This is a genomic window from Mesoterricola sp. JemC181, from assembly GCF_055384585.1.
This window is the reverse complement of sequence record NZ_AP045076.1, coordinates 1,112,818-1,137,110: the sequence shown is the minus strand read 5'-3', so window position 1 is coordinate 1,137,110 and position 24,293 is coordinate 1,112,818. Positions and strand designations below refer to the sequence as shown.

At 68.8% G+C, this 24,293-nt stretch carries 24 protein-coding genes, 1 tRNA gene and 1 pseudogene; 14 read left to right on the top strand and 12 right to left on the bottom strand.

Annotated features, from left to right (window positions below; all coding sequences use genetic code 11):
• Positions 1-19: 19 nt before the first annotated feature.
• From ACZ5MC_RS05105 to ACZ5MC_RS05095, 3 genes are read left to right on the top strand one after another with little or no spacing between them, the layout of a single operon-like run.
• The gene (locus ACZ5MC_RS05105; protein WP_306599243.1) at positions 20-370 is read left to right on the top strand and encodes a hypothetical protein; all 351 of its coding nucleotides are present in this window, start codon (positions 20-22) and stop codon (positions 368-370) included.
• A 38-nt stretch (positions 371-408) separates the two neighbouring features.
• Positions 409-687, top strand: a complete 279-nt coding sequence (locus tag ACZ5MC_RS05100; RefSeq protein ID WP_464517188.1) for a BrnT family toxin — start codon at positions 409-411, stop codon at positions 685-687.
• On the top strand, positions 662-988 hold the full coding sequence (locus tag ACZ5MC_RS05095; RefSeq protein WP_373432533.1) for a BrnA antitoxin family protein: 327 nt from the start codon (positions 662-664) through the stop codon (positions 986-988). Before ACZ5MC_RS05100 ends, ACZ5MC_RS05095 begins: the two co-directional genes overlap by 26 nt.
• A gap of 53 nt (positions 989-1,041) precedes the next feature.
• Here ACZ5MC_RS05095 and ACZ5MC_RS05090 read toward each other — a convergent pair whose 3' ends face one another.
• From ACZ5MC_RS05090 to surE, 3 genes are read right to left on the bottom strand one after another with little or no spacing between them, the layout of a single operon-like run.
• Positions 1,042-1,554 (bottom strand): adenine phosphoribosyltransferase, encoded by a 513-nt coding sequence (locus ACZ5MC_RS05090; protein ID WP_464517187.1) that lies wholly within the window; start codon positions 1,552-1,554, stop codon positions 1,042-1,044.
• Positions 1,555-1,564: 10 nt separating this feature from the next.
• On the bottom strand, positions 1,565-1,837 hold the full coding sequence (locus ACZ5MC_RS05085) for an acylphosphatase (protein WP_306599239.1): 273 nt from the start codon (positions 1,835-1,837) through the stop codon (positions 1,565-1,567).
• Positions 1,834-2,592 (bottom strand): 5'/3'-nucleotidase SurE, encoded by a 759-nt coding sequence (gene surE / locus ACZ5MC_RS05080; protein WP_306599238.1) that lies wholly within the window; start codon positions 2,590-2,592, stop codon positions 1,834-1,836. Before surE ends, ACZ5MC_RS05085 begins: the two co-directional genes overlap by 4 nt.
• A 68-nt stretch (positions 2,593-2,660) precedes the next feature.
• On the opposite strand from surE, the gene ACZ5MC_RS05075 reads away from it, so the two are divergent.
• Positions 2,661-2,737 (top strand) — tRNA-Pro (locus ACZ5MC_RS05075).
• Between the two features lie 276 nt (positions 2,738-3,013).
• Here ACZ5MC_RS05075 and ACZ5MC_RS05070 read toward each other — a convergent pair.
• On the bottom strand, positions 3,014-3,859 hold the full coding sequence (locus ACZ5MC_RS05070; protein ID WP_464517186.1) for a hypothetical protein: 846 nt from the start codon (positions 3,857-3,859) through the stop codon (positions 3,014-3,016).
• Positions 3,860-4,173: 314 nt separating this feature from the next.
• On the opposite strand from ACZ5MC_RS05070, the gene ACZ5MC_RS05065 reads away from it, so the two are divergent.
• A complete protein-coding gene (locus ACZ5MC_RS05065) occupies positions 4,174-5,406 on the top strand; it encodes an ISL3 family transposase (RefSeq protein ID WP_464517776.1) in 1,233 nt (410 codons plus the stop codon).
• An 867-nt stretch (positions 5,407-6,273) separates the two neighbouring features.
• Here the strand turns inward: ACZ5MC_RS05065 and ACZ5MC_RS05060 are convergent.
• Positions 6,274-6,684 carry a helix-turn-helix domain-containing protein gene (locus ACZ5MC_RS05060; protein WP_306599236.1) on the bottom strand — a complete coding sequence of 137 codons (411 nt, stop codon included), beginning with the start codon at positions 6,682-6,684 and terminating at the stop codon, positions 6,274-6,276.
• The gene (locus ACZ5MC_RS05055; protein ID WP_306599235.1) at positions 6,684-8,063 is read right to left on the bottom strand and encodes a sigma-54-dependent transcriptional regulator; all 1,380 of its coding nucleotides are present in this window, start codon (positions 8,061-8,063) and stop codon (positions 6,684-6,686) included. The genes ACZ5MC_RS05060 and ACZ5MC_RS05055 overlap by 1 nt, the downstream gene beginning before the upstream one ends.
• A gap of 63 nt (positions 8,064-8,126) precedes the next feature.
• Between ACZ5MC_RS05055 and ACZ5MC_RS05050 the strand changes: the two genes are divergently transcribed.
• From ACZ5MC_RS05050 to ACZ5MC_RS05040, 3 genes are all read left to right on the top strand, one after another.
• Complete coding sequence (locus ACZ5MC_RS05050) at positions 8,127-8,900, top strand: TatD family hydrolase (RefSeq protein WP_306599234.1); 774 nt, start codon at positions 8,127-8,129, stop codon at positions 8,898-8,900.
• Entirely contained in the window at positions 8,876-9,532 is a 657-nt protein-coding gene (locus tag ACZ5MC_RS05045; RefSeq protein ID WP_464517185.1) for a hypothetical protein, read from the top strand. Before ACZ5MC_RS05050 ends, ACZ5MC_RS05045 begins: the two co-directional genes overlap by 25 nt.
• 100 nt (positions 9,533-9,632) lie before the next feature.
• On the top strand, positions 9,633-11,606 hold the full coding sequence (locus ACZ5MC_RS05040; RefSeq protein ID WP_464517184.1) for a DUF6600 domain-containing protein: 1,974 nt from the start codon (positions 9,633-9,635) through the stop codon (positions 11,604-11,606).
• A 203-nt stretch (positions 11,607-11,809) separates the two neighbouring features.
• Here ACZ5MC_RS05040 and ACZ5MC_RS05035 read toward each other — a convergent pair whose 3' ends face one another.
• Positions 11,810-12,235, bottom strand: coding sequence for a hypothetical protein (locus tag ACZ5MC_RS05035; RefSeq protein WP_464517183.1), 426 nt, complete (start codon positions 12,233-12,235; stop codon positions 11,810-11,812).
• A gap of 32 nt (positions 12,236-12,267) precedes the next feature.
• Positions 12,268-13,350 (bottom strand): OmpA family protein, encoded by a 1,083-nt coding sequence (locus ACZ5MC_RS05030; protein WP_464517182.1) that lies wholly within the window; start codon positions 13,348-13,350, stop codon positions 12,268-12,270.
• A 105-nt stretch (positions 13,351-13,455) separates the two neighbouring features.
• Here ACZ5MC_RS05030 and ACZ5MC_RS05025 point away from each other — a divergent pair, with 105 nt between their 5' ends.
• Positions 13,456-14,160, top strand: a complete 705-nt coding sequence (locus tag ACZ5MC_RS05025) for a response regulator transcription factor (RefSeq protein ID WP_464517181.1) — start codon at positions 13,456-13,458, stop codon at positions 14,158-14,160.
• Here the strand turns inward: ACZ5MC_RS05025 and ACZ5MC_RS05020 are convergent.
• Entirely contained in the window at positions 14,154-14,825 is a 672-nt protein-coding gene (locus tag ACZ5MC_RS05020; RefSeq protein ID WP_306599226.1) for an OmpA family protein, read from the bottom strand. The genes ACZ5MC_RS05025 and ACZ5MC_RS05020 overlap by 7 nt on opposite strands.
• Positions 14,822-16,219: a protein kinase domain-containing protein gene (locus ACZ5MC_RS05015; RefSeq protein ID WP_464517180.1), complete on the bottom strand. Its 1,398-nt coding sequence runs from the start codon at positions 16,217-16,219 to the stop codon at positions 14,822-14,824. Before ACZ5MC_RS05015 ends, ACZ5MC_RS05020 begins: the two co-directional genes overlap by 4 nt.
• 41 nt (positions 16,220-16,260) lie before the next feature.
• Between ACZ5MC_RS05015 and ACZ5MC_RS05010 the strand changes: the two genes are divergently transcribed.
• Positions 16,261-18,552 (top strand): ATP-binding protein, encoded by a 2,292-nt coding sequence (locus ACZ5MC_RS05010; RefSeq protein ID WP_464517179.1) that lies wholly within the window; start codon positions 16,261-16,263, stop codon positions 18,550-18,552.
• A complete protein-coding gene (locus ACZ5MC_RS05005) occupies positions 18,549-18,893 on the top strand; it encodes a DMT family protein (RefSeq protein WP_464517178.1) in 345 nt (114 codons plus the stop codon). Before ACZ5MC_RS05010 ends, ACZ5MC_RS05005 begins: the two co-directional genes overlap by 4 nt.
• On the opposite strand, the gene ACZ5MC_RS05000 is transcribed toward ACZ5MC_RS05005, so the two are convergent.
• Positions 18,877-19,356: a carbohydrate-binding protein gene (locus ACZ5MC_RS05000; protein ID WP_464517177.1), complete on the bottom strand. Its 480-nt coding sequence runs from the start codon at positions 19,354-19,356 to the stop codon at positions 18,877-18,879. The two genes, ACZ5MC_RS05005 and ACZ5MC_RS05000, sit on opposite strands and share 17 nt — an antisense overlap.
• 481 nt (positions 19,357-19,837) lie before the next feature.
• Between ACZ5MC_RS05000 and ACZ5MC_RS04995 the strand changes: the two are divergent.
• Positions 19,838-20,209: pseudogene (locus ACZ5MC_RS04995) on the top strand (carboxypeptidase-like regulatory domain-containing protein); the annotation flags it as partial.
• 120 nt (positions 20,210-20,329) lie between these two features.
• The gene (locus ACZ5MC_RS04990; RefSeq protein ID WP_464517775.1) at positions 20,330-21,736 is read left to right on the top strand and encodes an erythromycin esterase family protein; all 1,407 of its coding nucleotides are present in this window, start codon (positions 20,330-20,332) and stop codon (positions 21,734-21,736) included.
• On the opposite strand, the gene ACZ5MC_RS04985 is transcribed toward ACZ5MC_RS04990, so the two are convergent.
• On the bottom strand, positions 21,715-23,472 hold the full coding sequence (locus ACZ5MC_RS04985; RefSeq protein WP_306599221.1) for an acyl-CoA dehydrogenase family protein: 1,758 nt from the start codon (positions 23,470-23,472) through the stop codon (positions 21,715-21,717). The two genes, ACZ5MC_RS04990 and ACZ5MC_RS04985, sit on opposite strands and share 22 nt — an antisense overlap.
• A gap of 112 nt (positions 23,473-23,584) precedes the next feature.
• Here ACZ5MC_RS04985 and ubiE point away from each other — a divergent pair, with 112 nt between their 5' ends.
• Positions 23,585-24,277 (top strand): bifunctional demethylmenaquinone methyltransferase/2-methoxy-6-polyprenyl-1,4-benzoquinol methylase UbiE, encoded by a 693-nt coding sequence (gene ubiE / locus ACZ5MC_RS04980; RefSeq protein ID WP_464517176.1) that lies wholly within the window; start codon positions 23,585-23,587, stop codon positions 24,275-24,277.
• The last annotated feature ends 16 nt before the right edge of the window (positions 24,278-24,293 follow it).

The following is a 24,293-nucleotide window of genomic DNA, read 5'->3' as shown; positions in this document are numbered from 1 at the left end:
CAAAGGGGAAACCCGGCACATGATCATGTCCATAACGGATGGCGTGCCGGAGAAGCTCATCTGCTCGACCTGCAAGTCCGTGCACAAGTTCCGCGCCGAACGCCCCGCTCCCGCGGCGCGCCCCCCCCGGGCCACGGTCGCCACCCGCACCGCCTCCCCCCGCAGCGCCACCTCCCCCTCGCGCTTCCACGAGCTGATGCTCGAGGAGCACGCCGGCACGACCTCCATCCCCTACGCCGTCTCCCACCGCTGGGAGGAGGGCATGTGGATGGACCACCCCAGCTTCGGCCTGGGCCGCGTGCAGAAGCGCACCGGACGCAAGGTGGACGTGCTGTTCAGGGACGGGCTGAAGACGCTGGTGAGCGCCTAGGAGTCTTGACTCGTTCCAATTTGTAGCTACATTATATTTTGTGGTACGAATGGGACGATGCCACGAACCAGGCGAACATTGAAAAGCACCGGGTGGATTTCGAAGAGGTCTTCGGGTTCCGCTGGGAAACAGCCCTGCAGGCGGAGGATTGCCGCAACGACTACGGTGAGCCGCGCTGGATCGCCATCGGATTCATCGGCGACCGGCTTCACACGCTGATCTACACGCGGCGAGATGAATCCTGCAGGGTCATCAGCCTCCGGAAATCCAATCCCCGGGAAAGGAGGGCGCATGAGGAAACCAAGGGCACGACCTGACCACATCTCTCAGGAAGACTGGGATTCCGTGGACAGCCCGCCGCTTTCGGAAGAAATGCTCGCCAGGCTGAGGCCCGTTTCCGAAACGCATCCGGAGATCCTCAAGGCCCGCCGGGAAGGCGGTTTGAAAGGGAGGGGTCCCCAGAAGGCGCCCACGAAGACGCTCCTGTCCATGCGCTACAGCCCCGAAGTTCTGGACTATTTCCGCGCCAGCGGCCCTGGCTGGCAGACCCGCATGGACGAGGCCCTGAAACAGTGGATCCAGGACCACCCGGCACGTACCTCATCCGCGAAGTCCTGAGATTCAAATCGACACGGGCTTTTCTCCGCGAGATCGCCACGCGTCCAGGCGGGTCAGTACCTCAGCACGCTGAACACCGGCATTCCCTTCAGCTTCTCCCGTCCCGCCATCGCCACCATCTCGATGAAGAGCGTGAGCGCCACGGGGTGCGCCCCGGTGCGCTCCACGATGTGCCGGGCCGCCAGGGCCGTGGCGCCCGTCGCCAGGACGTCGTCCACGATCAGCACGCGGTCGCCGGGGTGGAAGGCGTCCTGGTGGATCTCCAGGCCGTCGTGACCGCAGGAGGACGCGTAGGCCTCGGAATAGGTGGGGCGGGGCAGCTTCCCGGGCCGGCGGGCGGGCACGAAGCCCAGGCCGAGCTTGTGGGCCAGGGCGGACCCGAAGATGAATCCGCGGGATTCCAGGCCCAGGACGTGGGTGGGCTGGAGGGACATGACCGGCTCGGCCATGGCGTCGATGGCGCGGGCGAAAGCTGCGGCGTCGTTGAACAGGGGGGTGATGTCCTTGTACAGGACCCCGGCCATGGGGAAATCGGGAACATCCAGAACTGACAATTTGAAATTCATGGTACCTCGCTTAGCGCCGGACCTCGAATGGGTGGGGAAGTGATTGTCCACCCTCCACCACCCACCAGTCCAGCCGGGAAACGCGTGCCGAGGGGGGACCCGCCTCCAGGCGATCCTTCAGGGCCTCCAGGCGGGACAGGTCCCCCCCCGCCTCCCCGGAGACCGTGCCGTCGGGTTCGTTGCGCACCCAGCCGGCCAGGCCCAGCTCCTGCGCGGCCTGGATCACGAACCACCGGTAGCCCACCCCCTGGACGCGTCCATGGGCGTGGAAGCCGGCCTTCACGGAAGGCCGCCGTTGAAGGTGAGGTCGAAGTCGGTCCTCCGCCCCATGACCTCGGGGCAGGCCAGGTCCAGCCGCAGGGGGGTCACGCTGACGTAGCCCGCCAGGGCCGCCTCGGCGTCGCTGCCGGGCCCCTGGGAGTAGGTGGGGCCCAGCTCCCCGCCGATCCAGAAATAGGGCGTCCTGCGGGGGTCCAGGCGCTCCTCCACAAGGTCGTGGTACTTGCGCGTGTCCTGGCCGCAGAGGCGGAACCCCAGGGGCTCCCCCTTGGGCAGGTTCACGTTCCAGATCCGGTTCGCGGGAAGCTCCATGGCCTCCCAGCGCTCCAGGAAGCGCCCCGCCCAGGTCTCGGCCTGGGCCAGGTCGCCCTGGGGGTCGATGGAGAAGGCCACGGACCGGGCCCCCTGCTGGCAGCCCTCGAAGGCCGCGCCCACGGTGCCGGAGTAGAAGACGTCCTCGCCCAGGTTGAAGCCGTGGTTGATGCCCGAGAGCACCCAGTCCGGCTCGCGCTTGAGCACGGCGCGGATGCCCACCAGCACGCAGTCCACGGGCGTCCCGGTGCAGGCGTACCGATCCCCGCCCAGGTCGTGCAGGCGCAGGATGTCGTTCAGGCTCATGGCGCTGGAGACGGCGGAACGGTTCCGGTCGGGGGCCACCGCCACGACCCGCCCGAAGCGCGAGGCCACCCGCCCCAGGGCCGCGAGGCCCGGCGCCCAGCATCCGTCGTCGTTTGTTATGAGAATCAGGCGCTCTTTCATGCCACCAGTGTATCCGGGGAGAACGATGCTTGACCTCGGCGGACAAACGTACTAGACTCGTTAGTTCACGGCGCGTGGCGCAGCCTGGTAGCGCACTACCTTGGGGTGGTAGGGGTCGGAAGTTCGAATCTTCTCGCGCCGACCAAAAACAGTAAAAGAGGGCGGACTACCCCAGTCCGCCCTCGCTTTTTGTCCCGGGTGGATGCCGGCGCCGGCCGTTGCGTAGTCCAGGGACGGGCTGAGCGTGCGGCTGTAGATCACGGACACCCGGTCCACGGGAGTGCCGGGCCTCTCTGAGGACCCGTTGAGCTGAACGGCGAAATCGCGGTTGCCGTTGATGTCGATGAGGACGGACCGCAGGGCCGATTTCCAGGGGTCCGTGGTTTTACCTAGCGCCAGGGAAGCCCATGATATACAAGAATTATAACTCAGCCCGTCCCCGGAACCGGGCCGAGCCGTCCCTGGCGAACGTGAACCAGGGCGCGGACGATTCAGGAAGTTCACGGATCGTGGTCGGAGCGCCGAACGGCGGGGCGATACCGCGGATCCTTCCCTTGCCTGGATCCAATTCGAACCATTCCAGATTTGGGTTCAGGTCGTTGCCTCGGCCCTCGTTCAACGCTCGCACCTCTGGCGGCACAGGGTCTCCTTCCACGCTGGTGGGCATGGAGGGGAAAAAGTGCTGATTGAACCAAACGGCCTCCTTGGTTCGGGCCGCGACGAGAATGGTCTGGTCGGGGGTCAATTGGCAATTCACAATCGCGCGCTCGAAGGTGAAAATCCTCGCAAAGTCGTCGTCGACCATGAGGCCGAACAGCTGCAGTCGGCTCTTCAAGCGTCCCGTGCGGTCAAAGCACCAGGCAACGCCCATTTGCTTCGACAGGAAAAGGAATCCATCATCGAACTGAAAAAGCGTGGAAGGCAGCTCGAACAGCATGTTCTTGCAAATTTGGTATCTTGGGTTGCATATCAAGTTGTCGAAATCGGTTCCATCCTTCGTGGTCCATGCTTTTTTCGAATACATGGGCCCGATATCCAGATCGACATTCGCGGAAGCATGCAGACTACCGTCATCAGATGATTTTACGATGTAAAACGGAGAATATCCCTCCTGCAAAAAATGCATTCCGAATCGCTTGGCCAGGAAAATGGAATTATCGCTTAATGGGACCAGTATGCTTGCCCCGGAATCGTTGGCTCCGAGCAGGCTTCCGTACGCCTCCCATCGGGAAAGGTCGTTTGATACCCATATTTTTTGGTTCTTCACGGATTTGAGGGGTGGCGCCGACCCACACTCACTTTAGCTTGGTGCTGACGAGGAGGCCGGGTCCGGTCGATAGGGGCCGTTCTGAGCCCGTCATCCAGGTAAGTTGAAACGAAAAGCTTATCGCCGAGGCGCCGAGGGGCCGAGGTTCGCCGAGAAAAGATCTTCTTTTTATTCCTCGGCGATCCTCGGCTCCTCGGCGCCTCGGCGATAGGCCCTTCGATCGAGATTGCCGGATTCATCGGGTAACAGGTCGGCAGCAGTGGACTTCAGGCATCTTGGAGTTGTCGAGAAACCAGGATGAGAGGAGGCCGCTGCTGCCTACCAAGGAGCTTATTGCCCGTTTGGGCGGATGGAAAGGGCATCGCGTCGGAACCGTGGAAAGGTTCGAACCGGGGGAGAAGGGTACCCGCACCCAGGTCTGGATCGAGTTGCTCGGCTTCGGTGTCCACCCTCGGACCTGCAGCGGCTGCCAGCGCAAGGTTTCAGCGGTGCACGACTGGTCCCAGCGAGAGATCCGGGACCTGCCCGTGTTCGACGCGGATACCGTGTTGGTGGTCTGGCGTGCCCGGGTGGCCTGCCCTGCCTGCGGACCCAAGCTGGAGGCTCTGGACTGGCTGGAACCCTATGCACGGGTCACCAACCGCATGGCCGAGAGTGTGGCCCGCATGTGCAAGGTCATGCCCATCAAGCGGGTTGCCGAGCATTATGGCCTCCACTGGGGCACAGTGAAGGACATCGACAAGGCCTATCTGGAGCGCACGCTGGAGCCAGCCAGACCAGGCAAGGTCCGGCTGCTCATGATGGACGAGTTCGCCCTCCATAAGGGGCAGAGCTACGCCACGGTGTTCGTCGATACCGAAACCCGCCAAGTGCTTTGGGTGGGCAAAGGCCGGGGCAAGGCGGATATCAGGCCCTTCTTCGAATGGCTCGGCAAGCGGCGGTGCCGCAAGATCGCGGCGGTGGCCATGGACATGTCCCCCACTTTCGAAGCGGAGGTCCGCCAACACTGCCCCAATGCCGAGATCGTCCTGGACCAGTTCCATGTCCTGGCCAATTTCGGAAAGCAGGTGCTCGACCGAATCCGGGTCAACGAGGCCAATCGGTGCCGGGACGACAAGGCCGCCCGGGAACTCATCAAGGGGGCCAAGTGGCTCCTGCTGGGCAACTGGGAGAACCTGCCCAACCGGGAGAGCAAGACCAGGCTCAACGCGCTCCTGGAGGCGAACCAAGCCCTCATGACGGCCTACGTCATGAAGGACGCCCTTAAGGCCCTGTGGGGCTTTAAGCGAGAGGGCTGGGCCCGGAAGGCCTGGGAGAACTGGCTGGCCATGGCCACCTCAAGCGGCCTGCCGCCTTTGGTACGTTTTGCGAAAAACCTGGCCAAGCGGATCGAGGACATCCTCTCGCACTGCCGGTGGCACCTGAACACCAGCATCCTGGAGGAGATCAACAACAAGATCAAGGTCCTGAAGCGGATCGCCTATGGGTACCGGGATGAGGCCTACTTCTTCCTCAAGATCCGTGCGGCCTTCCCCGGAAATCCGTGAAGAACCTATTTTTTGGGAAGGCATTTCCTTCGACCGCAATCCTCCATCGCCAGGCAAATTATTGGACTCTGAATACTTAAGGGTGGACTCGAGAGCCCACCACCTGCCTTCACCATAGGTTGTCCAAATCGTACCTGGAGGTGTTTTCAGAACCGTTTCCCTGCCAGAGACCCGATCAATCCGGATGATCCTGTCGACGTTGGCCTGGATCTGAAAATCCTGGGTCCAACGGGTCGTTTGGTCGATGCGGGGTTCCTGCGAATGAGCAAAATGCAGTTGTGTCCCCAAAAAGAGAAATGCAACAATGCTTAATCTCTTCAAAATTAACCCAATTCCTTCTATAATCAACCGGGTGGATTACAGCCCATTTTGCAGTTGCCTTTTCCAAGCGCTTGCATCGTATAGCCTGTGGCCTTATCGCATTCATAAAAGAAGCAATTCCCGCTCCTGTCCGCGGGGCCACAGCCAATAGCAGTCCTACGCCCCGTGGGATCCGAATAGGTGCAGACCGAGACCCCTCCAGGGCATTTGCAGTTCGACGAACCAGCCCCTCCGGAAGAGCTGCTTCCTTCCATGATCCGCTGGCAACAACGCTCGTAGGCATCACCCGTCAATCCCGCGCACGGGTCGGAATCAATCGGATGGGCAATCCCGCCAGGAGTCGGAATGACCATACGCGCGACACCGGCCTGACACGTCAAAGCCAGGGCCAGACCTAGCGCCATATTGAAGGATCTCAGCATCCCACCGCCTCCATGAACGTGAGAAGCACCTTAATGCCGAAAAATAATGATTACCATGAAACATCTCATTGAAAATCATGAACGTCGTTTTCAGGACGCAATGGCTGTAAACAATTAAATAACTTTATTTATCCGAGATGAAATCCCCGCCCGACAGCTGGGTCAGGAGGCGTTTGAGCGCCGCACGCACTTTGGCGAGCTCGGGCGCCCGCGGGGCGGTTTGGACATGGGGCTTCCGGGCGGGTTTCGCCGCTGCGGCAGGCGCCGGCGCCTCGCCCTCCAGCCCCAGGTCCAGCCCGCGGGCCAGGTGCCCCGTGAGCAGCAGCTCCCGGCAGTCGCTGACGGTGAGGCCTTCCTGCAGCCACCCGTGGATGCGCTGGAGGCGGTCCAGCTCGTCCACGTGGTAGTAGCGCAGGTTGCCGCGGCTGCGCCGGGGCTGGATCTCGGGAATGATCATCTCCCAGTACCGGAGGTCCTTGGGACTCACTCCGATGCGCCTGGCGGCCTCGCCGATCTTCATCCAGACCCGTTCCATCAGGAGTCTCTCGCCTCGATGCCCAGGGCCTTCAGGCGCTTGTACAGGTTGGAGCGGTCCAGGCCGAGCCGTTCGGCCACGCGCGTCATGTTGCCGTTCTGGAGCTTGAGTTCCCGCTGGATGTAGGCGCCCTCGAACCAGTCGCGGGCGTCCTTGAGGCTCTGGAACTCGGGGAAGGAGAAGGGGTCGGGCTCGGTGAGGTGGCGCACCGCCAGGGCGCCCAGGTCGCGGGTGGTGATCTCGGCGCCCCGGCAGAGGATCACGGCGCGCTCCATGAGGTTCTTCAGCTCGCGCACGTTGCCGGGCCAGTCGTGGCGCAGCAGGGTGTCCCTGGCGTCCGCGGAGAGGCGCCTGGGGGGGCGCCCGTACTTGCGGGCGATGTGCTGGATGAAGGCCTCGGCCAGCTGGATGAGCTCCTCGGCGCGCTCCCGCAGGGGCGGAACCCGCAGCGGCACCACGGCGAGGCGGAAGTACAGGTCCTCGCGGAAGCGCCCGGCCTTGATCTCCTCGGGCAGGTCCTTGTTGGTGGCGGCGATGATGCGCACGTCCACGCTCACGGCCCCGCCGCCGCCCACGGGCTCGATGCGGCCCTCCTGCAGGGCGCGGAGCACCTTGGCCTGGGTCTTGAGGGACATGTCGCCCACCTCGTCCAGGAAGAGCGTGCCCAGGTGGGCCTCCTTGAACTTGCCCTTCTGGTCCCGCACGGCGCCCGTGAAGGCGCCCTTCACGTGGCCGAAGAGCTCGGACTCGATCAGCTCCTCGGGGATGGCCGCGCAGTTGACCTCCACGAAGGGGGCGTTGGCCCTGGGGCTGCGGTCGTGCAGGAGCCGGGCCACCTCCTCCTTGCCGCTGCCGTTCTCGCCCATGAGCAGCACGCGCCCCTCGGTGGGGGCCACCAGCTCCACGTCGGAGAGGAGCCTGCGCATGGCCGGGCTCTCCGCCATGAAGAACCGGTCCTGGTCCACCTCCTGGTGGAGCCGCAGGTTCTCGGCCTCCAGGCTGCGCTGCTTGAGGGCGTTGGCCACCACCAGCAGGAGCCGGTCCAGGTCGATGGGCTTCTCCAGGAAGTCGAAGGCGCCCAGCTTCGTGGCCTGCATGGCGGTGTCGATGTTGCCGTGGCCGGAGATCATGATCACGGGCAGGTCGGACCGGGCGGCCTTGGCCTGCTTGAGGGTCTCCAGGCCGTCCATGCCCGGGAGCCACACGTCGAGCAGCATCAGATGGATGCCTTCCCCGTCGGCCTGGGCGAGCAGATCCAGGGCCTGTTCCCCGCGCTCGGCCTTGAGGACCCCGTAGCCCTCCTCGGCCAGGGACTCTCCCAGCGAACGGCGGATCCCGGGCTCGTCGTCCACGATGAGGATGGTGGTGAGGGGGCGCATGAATAGAGCGTATCCGGTCTTTCGCCCCCCGGGCATGGCAACATGGAGTCCGGAGAGGTCATTATGCTCGTGGATTCCCACTGCCACCTCACCGGCAGCTACCTGGGAGAGGATCAACTGGAGGCCGTGCTGGACCGGGCGCGGGCCGCCGGCGTGGACGGCCTGGTCGCCGTGGGCTGCAACCTGGACGACTCCCGGCTGGTGCTGGCCCTGACGCGCAGGGCCCCCCAGGTGCGGGCCTCCCTGGGCGTCCACCCCCACGACGCCCGCACCTGGGACGCCCTCACCGGGGACGCCCTGGAAGGCCTGCTGGCCGGCCCCGAGGCCCTCTTCGTGGGGGAGACGGGCCTGGACTGGCACTACGACCTGAGCCCCCGCGACACCCAGGAGGCGGTCTTCCGGGCCCAGATCCGGATCGCGAAGCGCCTGGGCAAGCCCCTCATGATCCACACCCGCGAGGCGCCGGAGGCCACGATCCGCATCCTGCGCGAGGAGGGCGCCGCGCGCGGCATCATCCACTGCTTCAGCGAGGACCTGGCCTTCGCCCGGGACGCCCTGGACCTGGGCTTCCACCTGAGCTTCTCGGGCATCGTCACCTTCAAGAACGCCCAGGCCATCCGCGAGGTGGCGGGCTGGGCGCCCCTGGACCGCATCCTGGTGGAGACCGACGCCCCCTACCTGGCGCCGGCGCCCTTCCGGGGCAAGGCCAACGAACCGGCCTACGTCACCTATGTCGCCGCCCAGGTGGCGGCCCTGCGGGGCCTGGCGCCGGAACGCCTGGCCGAGATCACCACCGGCAACCTGGAGGCCCTGTGCGGCTGGTCCCCTTCTTCCTGAGCGCCACCCTCCTGGGCGCCCAGGCCCCCGGCAAGCTCCCCTGGGACGCCGCGGCGGCCCTGCCCTGGAAGGCCGGGGACCGCGGGCCCCTGCCCGTCCCGCCCCGCCTGGAGCCCATCCCCGTCGGCGCGCCCATCCAGGCCCGCATCACGCCCGACGGCACCATCCGGGTCATCGACGGCCGGGGCATGATCCTCCTGCGGACCGGCCTGCCGGGGCGTCCCCTCCAGGTCTGGCGCGACGGAGGGGTGCGCGTCGAGTCCTTCGGCCTGATCCGATTTTCCGGCCGCTCCCTGCTCACCCAGGGCATCGGGGCCCTGCCCGTGAAGGACCTGGACTTCCGCCCGGCCCTGGAGGGGCTGCTCTGGATCCTGTCCGACGACCAGCGGGTGATCACCCTCATTCACCCCGCCACGGCGAACATCAGCTACCTGCCCCTGCCCGGCGGCCGGAACTTCCAGCTGGTCTTCCATCCCGACCGCCTGGAGGCGCGGGAGGACCTCGAGCCCGGATCCTCGGAATGCTGGTCGGTGCCCTGGATGGCCCTCCTCCCCCAGCTCCTCCAGCTGGGCCGGGAGAACCCCGCCAACCGCCCCTCCGGCACCGCCCTCCAGCCCTTCCCGAAGAGCTGATTTTCCCCAGCCTCGCCGCCCCCTTAAACCTTTTCCGGACCCCTGGGTCAACCTTGGCAGGGAATTCGCATCCAATCCGGCATCCTCCTGGAGGCGCATCATGAACCGCAACCGTTTCGCCGCCGCACTCGTCCCGGCGCTGCTCCTGTCCGGCGTGGCGCTCCTCCCCAGGACGGCCCCCCAGGATCCCGGCGACCTGGTCGACGAGCTGGACCAGCAGGACTACGAAGTGGGCGAGAGCCCCGAGCGCTATGCCCAGGTCAAGTTCGTGGAAGGCGCGGTCACCGTCCGCAAGGGCGAGGAGGACGAGCCCCTCACCCGGGGCGTGCCCGTGGCCGAGGGGGATGTGGTGGAAAGCCGCGGGCGTGGCGTCCTGCAACTGGGCGACGGCAGCGCGGTGGCCTTCGGTCCCGGGACCCGGTTCCGGGTGGCGGCCCTGTTCTCCGAGCAGGACCAGGAGCGCCGGGTCCTGCTGGTGCTGGAGCGGGGCGAGCTGCGCGTGTGCCGCGGCGCCCAGAGCGAGGCCGTCATCCGCGTGGACACCCCCTCGGGCAGCGGGTCCCTGGGGAGCCGGGGCGCCTCCCGCCCCGAGGCGACCTTCCAGGTCTCCAAGGACCCCCGGGGCGACAAGGTGGCCTTCCTGGTCCACGGGGGCCAGGCCACCTGGGTCAACGCCGAGGGCCAGGCCCGCATCTATGCCGGCCAGCGCCTGACGGTCTACGGCAACGACGACGTGCTGGACCGGGTGTCGGACTTCAACGCCTACGCCCTGGGCGAGTTCGACCAGTGGGCCGAGGCGCTCGTGAGGCCCCGCCCCAGCGAGAGCGCCGCGCGCGTGCCCCCCGAGATCCGCTACTACGCCGACGACCTGGACGGCAACGGGAAGTGGGTCTACGTGGAGGACACGGAATCCTGGTGCTGGACCCCCACCGCCGTGGACGCGGACTGGAGCCCCTACAGCAACGGCTACTGGGGCGCCTTCGGCGGCGGCATGACCTGGGTGAGCAGCGAGCCCTGGGGCTACGTGACCTGCCACCACGGCCGCTGGGGCTGGCGCCTGGGCCTGGGCTGGTACTGGATCCCCGGCGTCTACTACAGCCCGGCCTGGGTGGCCTGGCACAGCACCGGCACCTGGTTCGGGTGGGCCCCCCTGGGCTTCCACAACCGCCCCGTCCAGTGGCGGGACCGCCAGCGCTGCTGGAACGTGGTGGACGTCCACCACGTCGGCGACCGCAACCTGCGTCCCTGGTTCCACCGCGACCCCGCCGTCGTGGGCGTGTTCAACCGGCCCCCCGCCCAGGGCGCCCGCCCCTGGTTCCAGGGCCGGATCATCGTGAACCGCCAGGAGCTCCGGGACCCCGCCCGGTTCCAGCGCGTGGCGGGCCAGCCCAACGTGGCCCGGGAACGCGTCACCGTCTACACCCGCGAGACCGGCCGCACCATCCTCAGGCCCCCCGCGCCCGCGGACCGGGGCGGCTTCAACCGCATGGAACGGCCCCGGCCCGAGGCCCCCAGGCCCGTGGTGCGCCCCGGAACCGGCGACCGGGTCCGGGTGGAGCGCGAGGATCAGCCCAGGACCGAGATCAACAGGCGGGAGCCCATCCGCCAGGAGACTCCCCGCACGGAGATCAACCGGCGCGAGCCCGTCAGGGAACAGCCCCGCGTCGAGACCCCCCGCCCGGAGATCAACAGGCGGGAACCCGTCAGGGAGCAGCCCCGCCCGGAAGTTCCCCGCGCGGAGATCAACAAGCGCGAGCCCATCAGGGAACAGCCCAGGCCGGAGGCCCCCAGCCCGGAGCGGCGCGAAGCCCCCAGGCCGGAGGCTCCCCGCATGGAGCGGCGCGAAACCCCCAGGCCGGAGGCTCCCAGCCCGGAGCGGCGCGAAGCCCCCAGGCAGGAGGCTCCCCGCCTGGAGCGGCGCGAAGCCCCCAGGCCGGAGGCTCCCCGGATGGAGCGGCGTGAAGCCCCCAGGCAGGAGTCGCACCCCGCTCCGGCCCCCCGGCAGGAGTCCCGCCCCGCCCCGGCCCCCGCCCCCCGGGCCGAGCCCAAGCCCGCGCCCCAGGAGAAGAAATAGGAGCGCCGGACCCGACGCCAAAGGCCATCATCCCTTCCATCCCGCTCATCCAGTTCATCCCGGTTCCAGCAGGGCCAGCCTCGGAAGGACCGGCGCGCACCTTTCCGGATGCGCCGGTCCAACCCCGGCTGGCCCTGCTGGAACTGGGATGGACTGAATGAAGGGGATGAAAACCCCGGCCCCAAGGACTGGGGAATCAAACCTTATTTCGTGACCTTCTCGGCGGCCTCCTTGGCCTTGGCCTCGCCCTTGACCGCGCCCTTCTTCGTGCCGGCGTGGCTCTTGGCGGCGGTGTCCTTGGCCTTGGCTTCGCCCTTGGCGGTGGCGCCCTTGGCCTTGGCCTCGCCCTTGGCGGCGGCGGCCTTGGCATAGTCGCCGCCCACCGGGGCGCCTTCGGCCTTCTTGTCCACCTTGGCCTTGGTCGCGTCGACCTTGGCCTCGGCCTTGGCCTTGCCGGCGTCGACCTTGGCTTCGGCCTTGGCCTTGCCCTCATCGGCCTTCTTGTCGGCCTTGGCCTTGGTCTCCTCCACCTTCTGGTCGGCCTTGGCCTTGGCGGCGGCCTTCAGGTCGTCCAGGGACTGGGCGGAAAGGGTGAGTGCGGCGGCGGCGAAAAAGATCAACAAGCGCATGGTTCCTCCTTGGGTTCGGGGAATGGTAGGGCCTATTCGCCCGAAACGGAAGTCTCGGTCTTGCGGGTCTCCACGTTCGGGCCGTCGGCCTTCACGTCGATCTCCACCCGGCGGTTCCGGGCCTGGCCGGCCTTGGTCTTGTTGTCGGCGATGGGCCGGTCGGGGCCCGCGCCCTCGGTGCGGATGGAGGCCGCGGGAACGCCCCCCTCCGTGAGGACCTTGGCCACCGCGTCGGCCCGGCGCAGGCTCAGGGCCTTGTTGAAGGCCGGCTTGCCCACGGAGCTGGTGTGGCCGCTGACCACGAGGGTGTACGTGCCCTTGAAGGACTTGAGGCTCTCGGCGACCTTGCGCACCGCCTGGACGCCCTCGGGGGGCAGGTCGTTCCTGCCGTTGGCGAAGTGCAGGACGGCCTCGTCCAGGACGATCTTGGCCGGCGGGGGCGGCGGCGGGGGAGGCGCCACGGGCTCGGGGGCCGGGGCGACGACGGGCGCAGGCGGCGGCGGGGGGGGCGGCTCCACCTTGGGCGCCGGCGGGGGCTCGGGTGCGGGAGCCGGGGCGGGAGCGGGGGCGGCGGCGGGCGCGGGCTTGGCGGCCTGGCCCCAGCGGAAGCCCAGGGTCACCAGGCCGAGCACTTCGGTGTAGGACTTCTGCGTCTCGATGCGGACGCCCCGGGCTTCCAGCCCCAGCAGGAGGTTCTCGCCCAGGTGGCCCTGGACGCCCACGCCGGCGTGGTAGCTGAGCCGGGTGGTGTAGCCGTCGCTGAAGGAGAAGGGCTTGTCCACCGTGGTCGAGCCGGCGCCGGCCCGCAGGTAGGGGACCCAGGCGGCGCCCGGGTTGAGGTTGAACAGGCCGGAGAGGTGGGCGTGGTACTCGTCGGCGCTCAGGCCCCCGGTCTTGGTCTTCAGGGTCGTCCCCAGCACGGAGAGCTCCCCGCCCCAGCGGGAGGAGAACCACTGGCCGAAGGAGAGGCCGAAGGCCGGGTTGTCCTTGGCGCCGCGTTCGCTGTTGGCCTGCCAGTCGTAGCCGGCCTGCATGCCCAGCCACTTCTGGCCCTCCTGGGCGGACAAGGGGCCGGCGACCAGGGCAAGGGCGGTTGCAAGAGAAAGGAATTTCATGTTTCGCCTCCAGGCAGTGTGTTGCTTCCCACATTCTCCCCGGCGGATGACGGAATTTTCCTCACACTTTCATACATTTGCCCTTCTGGTAGTCTGGAATCTCCCATGCCCGCACTCCCTCCCGAGCCCCCCGCACCCGCCGCCGGCGTCCGGGTCCTGGTCTGCGAGGACGCCCGGCCCATGCGGGACTTCCTCGCCGGGGGCCTGGAGCCCTTCGGGATCCTGGCCTCGGGGGTGGAGCACGGCGGCGCCCTGGACGCGGCCCTGGAGGAGCAGGATCCGCAGATCGTCATCCTGGACGTGGGCCTGCCCGGGGAGGACGGCTTCTCCATCGCCCAGCGCCTGCGCCGCGACCGGCCCCGCCTCGGCATCATCATGCTCACCGCCCGGCATGGCCTGGAGGACCGCATCCGGGGCCTGGACGGAGGCGCGGACCTCTATTTCGCCAAGCCCGTGGACCTGCGGGAGCTGGCCGCGGCCATCTTCAGCCTCCAGCGGCGCCTGGGCGGGGCCCGGGCCTGGCGCCTGGAGCCCCACGCGTCGCGCCTCCATACCCCCGGCGGCGCGGCGGTGGACCTCACGGACCTGGAGCTGCGCTTCCTGGCGCCGCTCCTGGACCGCCCCGGCGAGGTGGTGGAACGGGAGGACCTCTTCCTGGCCCTGGACCAGCACCCCGACATCTACGCCGCGAGGCGCCTGGAGACCATGGTCAGCCGCCTTCGGACCAAGGTGGCGCGCCTCTGCCCCGGGGAGCCCCTCCCCGTGAAGGCGCGCCACGGCCGGGGCTACGCCTTCCTGGTGGACTACTGAGGAAGGACCAGCTCGGTGCGGCGGTTGCGGGCGCGGCCCGGGTCGGTCTCGTTGGAGGCCACGGGGTAGGCGCTGCCGAAGCCCTGGGATTTCATGTGCTCCCGGGCCACGCCCCGGGCCTCCAGGTCCTGGGCCACGGAGCGGGCCCGGGCCAGGGAGAGGGCCAGGTTGAAGTCCGGGGTGCCCAGGGTGTCGGTGTGGCCGCAGATGAGCACGTCCACCCCGGCGAAGTGCGCCTTCAGGAGCGAGGCCTGCCGCTCGAGAAGGGGAAGGAACTCCGGCCGGAGGTCGGACTTGTTCAGGTCGAACGTGACCCCCGCCCCGTAGTCGAAGACGAGGATGCGCGCCAGGCCCAGGGCCTTGGCCATGGCCGAGTTGCCCGTGCCGAAGACGAACATCACCTCGGCCCGGTCCAGGGCCAGGAACCGGATGCGCTTCTCCACCACCGGCTCCGTGCCGGAGGTGGCGGTGAGCTCCAGCAGGGCGTCCAGGGAGTCCACGGTCAGGGTGCGGGGGGTGGTGCCCATGGGCCTGCCCGCGAGGAACAGGGCGGTTCCGCCGGGGTAGGACTCCACCTGCACCTGGATGGCGGATGCGGGCACCGTGCGGGGCTTGCCGCAGGCCGTGGCCAGAAGGATCAGGGCAGCTGCATAGAGGATTCTCATCGTGCCTCCTGGAAATCGACGGCGACGGCGACGGCCGCCTCGACGGGCCTGCCCTGGTCGTCCAGGGCCGGGCTGAACCGGTACTTCATGGCCACCGCCCGCGCCGCCTCGGCGCACCCGGGCTTCACGGCCGACAGGATCCTGCAGCTCTTGACCCGGCCGTCCTCGCCCACCACCAGGGAGGCGCCGACGCTGAGCCCCGCGCATTCCCCCACGGGCGCCGGCGCGAGGCCGTCGTCCAGGAGCCGCGGATAGGTCACCGGCCGCCTCGGCAGGACCTCGGCCTGGGCGGGCCTGGGCCTGGGCTTCGGGGCGGGCGCGGCCGCGGCGGGCGCGGCGGCCGGGGCCGGCGGGGGCGGCTCCACCCGCGCGGCCAGCCTGGGACCGCGGAGCACGAACAGGAGCGCGCCGGCACCCAGGGCCGCCAGGCCCAGGATCCACCAGGGGCGGCCCTTGGGCCCGGGCATGTCGGCGGTGGGCGCCACCTCCTCGAGGGTGCGGCGCCGCAGGGAAAACTCCCCCGCCACCGCCAGGGGCCGGTCCCAGGCCATGCCCGCCTCGGCGCAGGCGGCCAGGAACGCCTCCCGCATCTCCGCGGCGCCCTCCCACCGCCGGTCCCGGTCCCGGGCCAGGCTGCGCATGATCACCGCGGCCAGGGCGGGATGGAGGCCCGGGCAGAGCGCCTCCAGGGGCGGCGCCTCCTCCTGCAGACGCAGCAGGAGGGTCTGCAGCACCTGGTCGGAGCGGAAGGGGAGCTGGCCCGCCAGGGCCCGGTACAGGGTGACGCCCAGGGAGTACAGGTCCGCCCTGGCGTCGACCGCCTCGCCCAGGGCCTGTTCGGGGGCGACGAAGGCCGGGGTGCCCAGCATGTGGCCCGTGCGGGTGTCCATGGGGTTCTCCACCGCCTTGGCGATGCCGAAGTCCGCGAGGAAGGGCGTGCCGGCGGCGTCGAAGAGGATGTTGGCCGGCTTGATGTCCCGGTGGATCACGCCGTGGGCGTGGCTGAAGGCCAGGGCCTCCAGCACGGGCACCGCGAGCTGGGCCGCCATGGGCCCGTCCAGCGTGCGGCCCCCGTCCAGGATGCCGGCGAGGGAGGGCCCGTCGATCAGCTGCATGGAGTACCACGGGACGCCGCCGTCCTGCCCGAAGGCGTGGATCCCGACGATGTGGGGATGCTCCAGGGAGGCCGCGATGCGGGCCTCCACCGCGAAGCGCTCCTGGACGTCGGAGCCGGTGAAGGGGTTCGTGAGGATCTTCAGGGCCTCGAGCCGCCCCAGGGAAAGGTTCTCCACCTCGTAGACCGTGCCGGCGCCGCCTTCCCCCAGCAGCGTCCGGAACGCGTAGCGGTCCGCGAGGCGCTCCATGAGAAGGGCGGTCCTGCCGTCGGTAGCCACGCGATCGTCTCCCTCCTGCCGGGTGCACGTATCATATTCGCATGAACCGCTTCACCCTCCACGCTCCCGGCCACCCGCCCTTCCTGCTGGGCAGGGAACGCGCGGAGCTGGTGCTGGGGCGGGCCCCGGGCGTGGACATCCTGCTCCAGGACGCCGCCATCAGCCGGCGCCACGCGCGGTTCGCGTGGAAGGAGGACGGGGTGTGGCTGGAGGACCTCGGGTCCCGCCACGGCAGCTTCCGCAACGGCGCGCGCGTCAACGCCCCCGTGCGCGTCGCGCCCGGGGACCGGATCACCCTGGGACCCCTCGAGCTCCGCCTCGAGCCCGCGGCCCCGGCGGCCCTCGAGGAGACCTCCCTGGCCCTGGAGGACGTCCGGCTCTGGGCCGGCGCCCAGGAAGGCCTGCTCAACTGGCGGGAGGCCCTGGAGCTCCTCCACGAGCTGAGCCTCATGATGCTCAAGGATCTGGAGCCCGGGAGGCTCCTGGGGGACCTGCTGGATCGCCTCTTCACCTTCCTCGGCGCCTCCCGGGGGGCGGTGCTCCTCAAGGACGCGCACGGCGCCCTGGTGCCGGTGGCGGTGCGCGCCCAGGACCCGGACAGCCCGCTGGGGCTGCCCACCTCCACCCTGGAGGCCACGATCTCCCGGCGCGCCGCCAGGCTCTTCCGCGAGCCCGCGGTCCCGGACGGGCTCCTGGCCGAGTCCCGCACCGCCTCGGCCATGGCCGTGCCCCTGGAATTCGACGGCCGGACCCTGGGCCTCTTCTACTTCGACTCCAACCGGGGCCGCGGCCCCTTCACGGAGCTGGACCTGCGGTTCGTGGCCTCCCTGTGCAACCTGGCCGCGGCCAAGCTCCTGCAGCAGACCCTGGCGGCCGAACTGCGCGACCGGGAGGAGCGGGAACGGGAACTGCGGGCGCGGGAGGCCCAGGCCCAGGCCCGGAGCGAATTCCTGGCCCGCATGAGCCACGAGATCCGCACGCCCATGAACGCGGTGCTGGGCTTCACCCGCCTGGCCCGGGCCGAGGCCCTGCCGCCCCGCGCCGAGGACTGCCTGCGGAAGATCGACCTCTCGGGCCGCTCCCTCATGGCCGTGGTGGACGAGATCCTCGACTTCTCGAAGATGGAGGCCGGGAAGGTCTCCCTGGAGGCCCTGCCCTTCCGCGTCCAGGACGTGCTGACGGACATCCGCGACCTCTTCTCCCAGGCCGCCCTGGAAAAGGGCCTCGCCCTGGAGGTGGCGTCCGTGGAGCTCCCCCCGGTCGTGGGCGACGCGCACCGCCTCACCCAGGTCCTGGCCAACCTGGTGGGCAACGCCGTCAAGTTCACGACCGCGGGAAGCGTCGCGGTGCGGGTGGAGGCCGGCCAGGGGCCGCTGCTCTTTTCCGTGGCCGACACGGGGATCGGCATCGCCCCGGACCAGGCGGAACGGCTCTTCTCCCCCTACGCCCAGGCCGACGAGAGCATCGCCCGGCGCTACGGGGGCACCGGCCTCGGCCTTTCCATCGCCAGCCGCCTCGTGGAGCTCATGGGCGGGACCCTCGCCGTGGCCTCGGAACCCGGCGCCGGCAGCACCTTCTCCTTCTCCCTGGATCTGGCGCCCGCGGAGTCCGCGGACCTGCGCGGCCGCCGGGTGCTGCTGGTGGAGGACAACGCCCTGAACCGCGAGCTGGCCGAGGCCCTCCTGCGGGAGGCCGGCGCGGAGGTGGACACCGCCGGCACCGGGGAGGCGGCCCTGGACCGGGCCCGGGAGGCTCCGTACGACGCCGTGCTCATGGATCTCCACCTGCCGGGCATGGACGGCTTCGAGGCCGCGCGGCGCCTGGGGGCCCTGGGCCTGGGCCTGCCCATCCTGGCCATGACCGCGGAGGCCGGCGCCCGGCAACGGTGCCTGGAGGCGGGCATGGCCGCGTGCCTCCCCAAGCCCCTCGAGGCCCGGAACCTGCTCGAGGCCCTGGCGCTGCGGGCGCGCCCCGACCCCCTGGAGGCCCTGTCCGGCGTCCTGGACCTGCCCCGGGCCCTGGCCCGCGCGGGCGGGAGACGAGATCTCCTGGCGAACTTCATGAAGGGCTTCCTGGACGAACCCATCCTGCCCGCCCACCTCCGGGAGGCCGCGTCCCGGGGGGACCTCGCCGGCGCCCGACGCCTCGCCCACGACCTCCGGGGGCTCGCCGGCAACCTCGGCCTGGACGCGGCCGGCGCCGCCGCCGCGTACCTGGAGGACCTTCCGGATTCCGCCGGGCCGGAATGGCAGGAGGCCTGCGCCCGTCTCGAGGAGGCCCTGGCCCCGTTCCTGGCCCGGGGTCCCCAGGCCTTCCGCAGAGGAGCTCCATGACCGTCCGCACCTGGCTCCCCATCACGCTGCTGGTGGTCTCCAACGTCTTCATGACCTTCGCCTGGTACGGGCACCTGAAGTCCCAGCGGGACGCCCCGCTCCTGGTGGCCATCCTCACCAGCTGGGGCATCGCCTTCTTCGAGTACTCGCTCATGGTCCCGGCCAACCGCATCGGCTACGGGCGCTACTCCCTGCCCCAGCTGAAGGTGATCCAGGAGGTGGTCACCCTCTGCGTCTTCGCGGTGTTCGCGGTGTTCTACATGCGCGAGCGCCTCACCCTCAACCACGCCTGGGCCGCGCTGTGCCTGGTGGGGGCGGTGTTCTTCACTTTCCGGAGGTAGCCCGCTCCGTCGAGCAGGTGACGGCCTCGCTCCAGGCGCTGCTGACGCCTTCGTTCACCGCCCGCACCCGGTAGGCGTGGGCCGAGCCGGGGGTCAGCCCCTTGTGCTGGTAGGGGCTCGCCGCCCCGCCCACCACGGTTCCATCCACCAGGAGGTCGTAGCCGGTGGCGCCCGGGACCAGGCTCCAGGTGACGACGATCCGGGCGGGTCCCACCGCCACGGCCGCCAGCCCCAGGGGCACCGCGGGGACGGCCGTCTCCCGCCCGGAGAACACCCGCCACAGGGAGGGCGCCGCCGGGGGCTCCAGCCCCGCGCGGGAAGTGTGCGCCTGCCAGCATACGTACTCCACCCCCAGGTAGCTCACCAGATCCCGGACGTTGTAGGCCACGCCCGGGCTCCAGGGGGGATGGACGCTCTGGGCGGGGGCGACGAGGACGGCCAGCAGCAGGGTGTGGGACAGCATGGGAACCTCCACGGCCGGAACCACTATGCGCCTCCGGCCGGGTGGAACGCAACGCCCAGGAGGGAGGACCCGCGGCAGCAACGTTCGCACGGCCCCCTCCGGTCCGGCCCTGGCACCTTGACCGGAAATGGGACACATCAAAGGTGGGCCTGGAGGGTCCGGGCCTGGAATTTCAGACCGTCCGGTAGCACCGGCTCCTAGCAGGAGGAGACCTACATGAAAAACCTACCTGATTCAATTCAGAGGGTGGATGAGCATGCCCTATCGACCATCCATGGAGGGATGTTCAGAACCGTCAGATTGGTCATCAAGGGGACCCCGCTCAATCCGGGACCTGATCCCCATGACCTATACCTGGCGGCTCGACAGGCTGAGGCCAGGGAGCGGTTCGAGACGCTGACCAGAGCCAACCCAGCGATCCTTGCCCCCCCTGACCCGAATTGGAACGTTGAATTACTGAAGCATCGCCTTGCCACGGGTTATGGTCAGCCACAGCTGCGACGCCCCTGACCGGTCACAGGACCTCAGGGAACCTGCCCCGGCAGGATTCCGGCTGATCCTCCTTTGCACCTTGGCCCTGGTCCTCCACTGCGGCACCGTAAAGGGAACGCTGGAGGGCCGGGTGCAGGGGCCGGATGGCGCATTCTTGAAGGGCGTGGACGTGGCGGTTTTCCCCGCCGACATGCGCAGCCCGGTCGAAGCTGCGTCCATCGCCTGGGTCCGCACGGACAGCAGGGGCGCCTTCCGGATTCATCGCCCCGCCGGGGCCTACGGCATTTCCGCTAGTCACCCAACCCTGGCGGGGGCCAACGTCGGCCGGGTCACGCTGACCCCGGGGGAAACCTTAGTCCTGCACTTTCCACTGCGCCTGAGGTCGGGAGGAACCGTCCTGCGGGGACGCCTGGGCGGAGGGAAGGGAAGGCCTGGGGTGGAGGGCGTGATCGCTCTGGTTCCATCGGATGGGACGGCGGTATTGCGGTTCGATCAGGTGCGGTGGGTACGGACCCGGTCCGGGGCCTTCCAGGTGGCCCTTGACGAGGGGCGGTACGGCCTTTCGGCCGTCGGGAAAAGAGGCCGGGCGCCAGCGGCGTGGCTCGAGGTCGGGAAATCCCCCCTTGAATGGAATCCGGAGCTGCTTCCGGAGCCCAGCCCGGCCCCGTCGGACGTGGGAACCTGGATCAGAAGGGAGGCGGTCTCCCTGGCGGATCCGGAACGGGACGAGGCCCTCGATCCTGCCCTGCTGGCCCTGGCCCGATCCGGCCAGGTCTTCGGCATGGGCGAAGCCACCCACGGAACCCGCGAATTCGCCCAGCTGGTCCACCTCACCTTGATGTCGCTGGCCCAAGCGGGATCGGTGCGCGCCCTCGCATTGGAGATGGGCCTGGTCGAGGCGTTCGGGGTGGACGCCTATGTCCAGGGCGACGGTCCGGACCCCCTTCCCGCGCTCCCGCCCCCCTTCCGGGTGCTGGAATTCCGGAACCTGCTTGTCGCCCTGAGGACCCACAACCTGGAGCGGGACCGCGGCTCGAGGATCAGGGTCCATGGCATCGACATGATGGATCCGGGCCCTCCCTTCCACCATGCCCTGGCTTTCTTCCGGAGGACGGATCCAGAATCCGCAAGGGTGCTGGAACGCCGCGTGAAGGGACTCTTGCTGGCGCGGCCCATCGCCAAGGTGACCGCACCCCCGGACCGGATCGCCTGGAGGGCGGCGCTGGACGGGCTGCTGGCGCGGATGGACGCCCGGAAGAAGGCCTTCATCCGGGCCGCGGGGGAGACCGGTTTCGCCCGCCAGCGCCAGGCCCTGGTGGTCCTGGGGCAGTTCATCCCCGTGGCCGGGGATGTCCCGAGAGGGCTTGAGGCGAGGGAAAATGCCATGGCTGAAAACGTGTACTGGGTCCTCCGCCAGGAGGGGGTCGGCGCCCGTGTCCTCCTGTGGGCCCACAACGGGCACATCACCAAGGCCGCCCAGGGCCCCTGCGGATTCCCGACCCTGGGCTGGCGGCTCAGCCAGGGCCTCGGCCCGGGCTACGTGGCGCTGGGAACCGCCTTCGGCCGGGGGGGGTTCCTGGCCTTCAGGACGTTGGGAGGAATTCTCGAACCGGTGCCCCGCACCGTGGAACCGATGGCACGGGGGACGCTGGATGCCGCCCTGGCCTCGACCGGGGAGCCCAGGTTCTTCCTGGACCTCCGGAAGGTCCCTTCGGCGGGACCGGTCCGGCGCTGGCTGAGCGAACCGCAGGGAACCTGGTTCGTCAACCTGGAATACGATCCGGCCCACCCAGCGGAATCCATGGTGATGGATCCCGTGGTGGACCGGTACGATGCCCTGGCGTTCTTCGCGGAAACGGCGCCCTGTCAGTACTGGACGATGGGGTAGGACCCCTTCTCGATGAGCTGGGCGGCGATGGCGGCGCGCAGCTTCGAGCTGGAGGCGGGAACGAAGCCGGCGAAGGCCTCCAGGTCGCCCAGGCCCTTGTCCAGGTCCCCGCCTTCGAGCACCTCGGCCAGCAGCATGCGGGCGTTGACCTGCACCTTGTGCCAGGCCTCGTTCACGTAGACGTCGGCGAACTGCCGGGCCAGCCCGGCCCAGCGGTGGCCGCCCTCGGTCATCTTCGCGGCGCGCACCACGGCGCTCTCCATGGCGTAGATCTCGGTGAGCATGTCGGCGACGCGGGCTGCGGCCTCCTGGTTCTCGATGAGCTTCTGGCCGCACACGTCCAGGGCCGCGGCCGAGGCGTAGATGCACAGGCGCTTGGCCAGCTCCACGGCGTGCATGGAACGGCCCATGGGACCCTCGGGGGCCTCGGGGACGTTGGCGGTGGAGCGGTCCAGGGGCAGGGAGCCGTTGCTGGCGCGCTTGAACAGGGCGCCGGCGATGATGAGCCGGTTGATCTCGTTGGTGCCCTCGAAGATGCGGTTGATGCGGTTGTCGCGGTAGATCTTCTCGGGGGGGTACTCGCTGGAGAAGCCGTAGCCGCCGAAGGCCTGCACCGCGTCGTCCGCGGACAGGAAGAGGGCTTCCGAGCCCCACACCTTGGCGATGGAGGCCTCCATGGCGTACTCGTCCATGATGTCGAGCTTGGCCTTGGCGGCGCCCTCCTGGTCCCAGCTGATGGCGTGCATGCGCTCGTCGACGTAGCCGATGGTGCGGAAATTCATGGCCTCGCCCACGAAGATGCGGGTGCCGATGTCGGCCAGCTTGGACTGGATGAGGCCGAAGGCGTGCAGGGGCTTGCCGAACTGCTGGCGCTCGCCGGTGTACTTGATCGTGTATTCGAGGACCACCTTGGCGGTGCCGGTGCAGCCGGCGCCCAGCTTGAAGCGGCCGATGTTCAGGATGCCGAAGGCGATGCGGTGCCCGCGTCCCACCTCGCCCAGGAGGCGGTCCTTGGGGATGCGGCAGTTCTCCATGATGAGGGCGCGGGTGGAGGAGCCCTTGATGCCCAGCTTGTGCTCCTCGAGGCCGGTGGAGAACCCGGGGTCCTCCTTCTCGACGATGAACGCGCTGAACTTGCGGCCGTCGACCTTGGCGAAGACCACGAAGACGTCGGCGAAACCGGCGTTGGTGATCCACATCTTGCCGCCGTTGAGCACCCAGTGGTCGCCGTCCAGGACGGCTGTGGTCTTGGCGTTCATGGCGTCCGAGCCCGAGCCGGCCTCGGTGAGGGCGTAGGCGGCCAGCTTCTCGCCGGAGGCCAGGAGCGGGAGGTACTTGGCCTTCTGCTCAGGGGACCCGAAGTAGACGATGGGCAGGGTGCCGATGCCGGTGTGGGCGCCGTAGCTCACGGAGAAGGAAGCCTGCTTGCCGACCTCCTCCAGGAGCACCAGGCCGGTCTTCTTGTCCAGGTCCATGCCGTCGTAGGCTTCGGGGATCTCCAGGCTCAGCAGGCCCAGCTCGCCGGCCTTGCGGAGCAGGTCCCGGCTCAGTTCCAGGTCCACCTGGTCCAGGGCCGCGTCCTGGGGCAGGACCTCCCCTTCCATGAAGTCCCGGGCGGCTTCCCCGATGGCCTTGGTCTCGTCGCTCAGCTCCTCGGGGGTGAACTGGGGCTGGGAACCGATGGCCGAAAGGAGGAAACTGCCTCCGAAGAGCTTCTCGCTGGCACTGACTTCCATGAATCCTCCAAGGGGGGGATGGGCATAACCCGGACTTGTGAAGTTCACAGTTTAACCGGATGGGCTGACACAAGGGTCCCGGACCGTGGATCATGTGATGGAGGTGACACGCATGCCAGAGGGAAGTAAAGTCCAGGCCATGTTCTCCGGCATAGCCGGCAAATATGACCTGCTCAATCATGTTCTCTCCCTCGGCACGGATTTCTACTGGTGGCGCCGCATGGCCAGGGCCTCCGGGGCCGCCCCGGGCCGGCGCTACCTGGACGTGGCCGCGGGCACGGGGGACTCCTCCCTGGCCCTGGCCCGGCGCGGAGCGGAGGTGATCTCCACGGATTTCACCCAGGAGATGCTGCGCCTGGGCCCGGGCAAGTTCCGCAGGAAGGGGCGGGAACGCCTCATCTGGGCCTCCGTGGGCGCCGACGCCCAGCACCTGCCCTTCCGGGCGGAGACCTTCGACGGCATCACCATCTGCTACGGCATCCGCAACGTCGAGGACCGCGCCCTGGCCTACGGGGAGTTCCGGCGGGTCCTGCGGCCCGGGGGCCGGCTCACCATCCTGGAGTTCAGCCGGCCCCGCTTCGCGTGGCTTCGGGCCTTCTACGACCTCTACAGCCACAGGATCCTCCCGAAGGTGGGAGGCTGGATCAGCGGAGACCCCGGAGCCTACACCTACCTGCCCGAGAGCATCCGCTCCTTCCCCGACCAGCCCAGCCTGGCCCGGGAGCTCGCGGAGGCCGGGTTCCGGGAGGTGGGGTGGACCGACCTCACGGGCGGCATCGTGGCCCTGCACCTGGGCGTGAAATAGGGGCGGGACAGGGGTG

Bases quoted from the DNA above. Each gene is read 5' to 3' on its own strand.
- surE (WP_306599238.1), bottom strand. From the start codon at position 2,592: ATGAAAGAGCGCCTGATTCTCATAACAAACGACGACGGATGCTGGGCG.
- ACZ5MC_RS05055 (WP_306599235.1), bottom strand. From the start codon at position 8,063: ATGCGCCCCCTCACCACCATCCTCATCGTGGACGACGAGCCCGGGATC.
- ACZ5MC_RS05105 (WP_306599243.1), top strand. From the start codon at position 20: ATGATCATGTCCATAACGGATGGCGTGCCGGAGAAGCTCATCTGCTCG.
- ACZ5MC_RS05010 (WP_464517179.1), top strand. From the start codon at position 16,261: ATGAACCGCTTCACCCTCCACGCTCCCGGCCACCCGCCCTTCCTGCTG.
- ACZ5MC_RS05025 (WP_464517181.1), top strand. From the start codon at position 13,456: ATGCCCGCACTCCCTCCCGAGCCCCCCGCACCCGCCGCCGGCGTCCGG.
- ACZ5MC_RS05090 (WP_464517187.1), bottom strand. From the start codon at position 1,554: ATGAATTTCAAATTGTCAGTTCTGGATGTTCCCGATTTCCCCATGGCC.
- ACZ5MC_RS05030 (WP_464517182.1), bottom strand. From the start codon at position 13,350: ATGAAATTCCTTTCTCTTGCAACCGCCCTTGCCCTGGTCGCCGGCCCC.
- ACZ5MC_RS04985 (WP_306599221.1), bottom strand. From the start codon at position 23,472: ATGGAAGTCAGTGCCAGCGAGAAGCTCTTCGGAGGCAGTTTCCTCCTT.
- ACZ5MC_RS05040 (WP_464517184.1), top strand. From the start codon at position 9,633: ATGAACCGCAACCGTTTCGCCGCCGCACTCGTCCCGGCGCTGCTCCTG.
- ACZ5MC_RS05060 (WP_306599236.1), bottom strand. From the start codon at position 6,684: ATGGAACGGGTCTGGATGAAGATCGGCGAGGCCGCCAGGCGCATCGGA.
- ACZ5MC_RS05050 (WP_306599234.1), top strand. From the start codon at position 8,127: ATGCTCGTGGATTCCCACTGCCACCTCACCGGCAGCTACCTGGGAGAG.
- ACZ5MC_RS05005 (WP_464517178.1), top strand. From the start codon at position 18,549: ATGACCGTCCGCACCTGGCTCCCCATCACGCTGCTGGTGGTCTCCAAC.
- ACZ5MC_RS05035 (WP_464517183.1), bottom strand. From the start codon at position 12,235: ATGCGCTTGTTGATCTTTTTCGCCGCCGCCGCACTCACCCTTTCCGCC.
- ubiE (WP_464517176.1), top strand. From the start codon at position 23,585: ATGCCAGAGGGAAGTAAAGTCCAGGCCATGTTCTCCGGCATAGCCGGC.
- ACZ5MC_RS05095 (WP_373432533.1), top strand. From the start codon at position 662: ATGAGGAAACCAAGGGCACGACCTGACCACATCTCTCAGGAAGACTGG.
- ACZ5MC_RS05020 (WP_306599226.1), bottom strand. From the start codon at position 14,825: ATGAGAATCCTCTATGCAGCTGCCCTGATCCTTCTGGCCACGGCCTGC.
- ACZ5MC_RS05000 (WP_464517177.1), bottom strand. From the start codon at position 19,356: ATGCTGTCCCACACCCTGCTGCTGGCCGTCCTCGTCGCCCCCGCCCAG.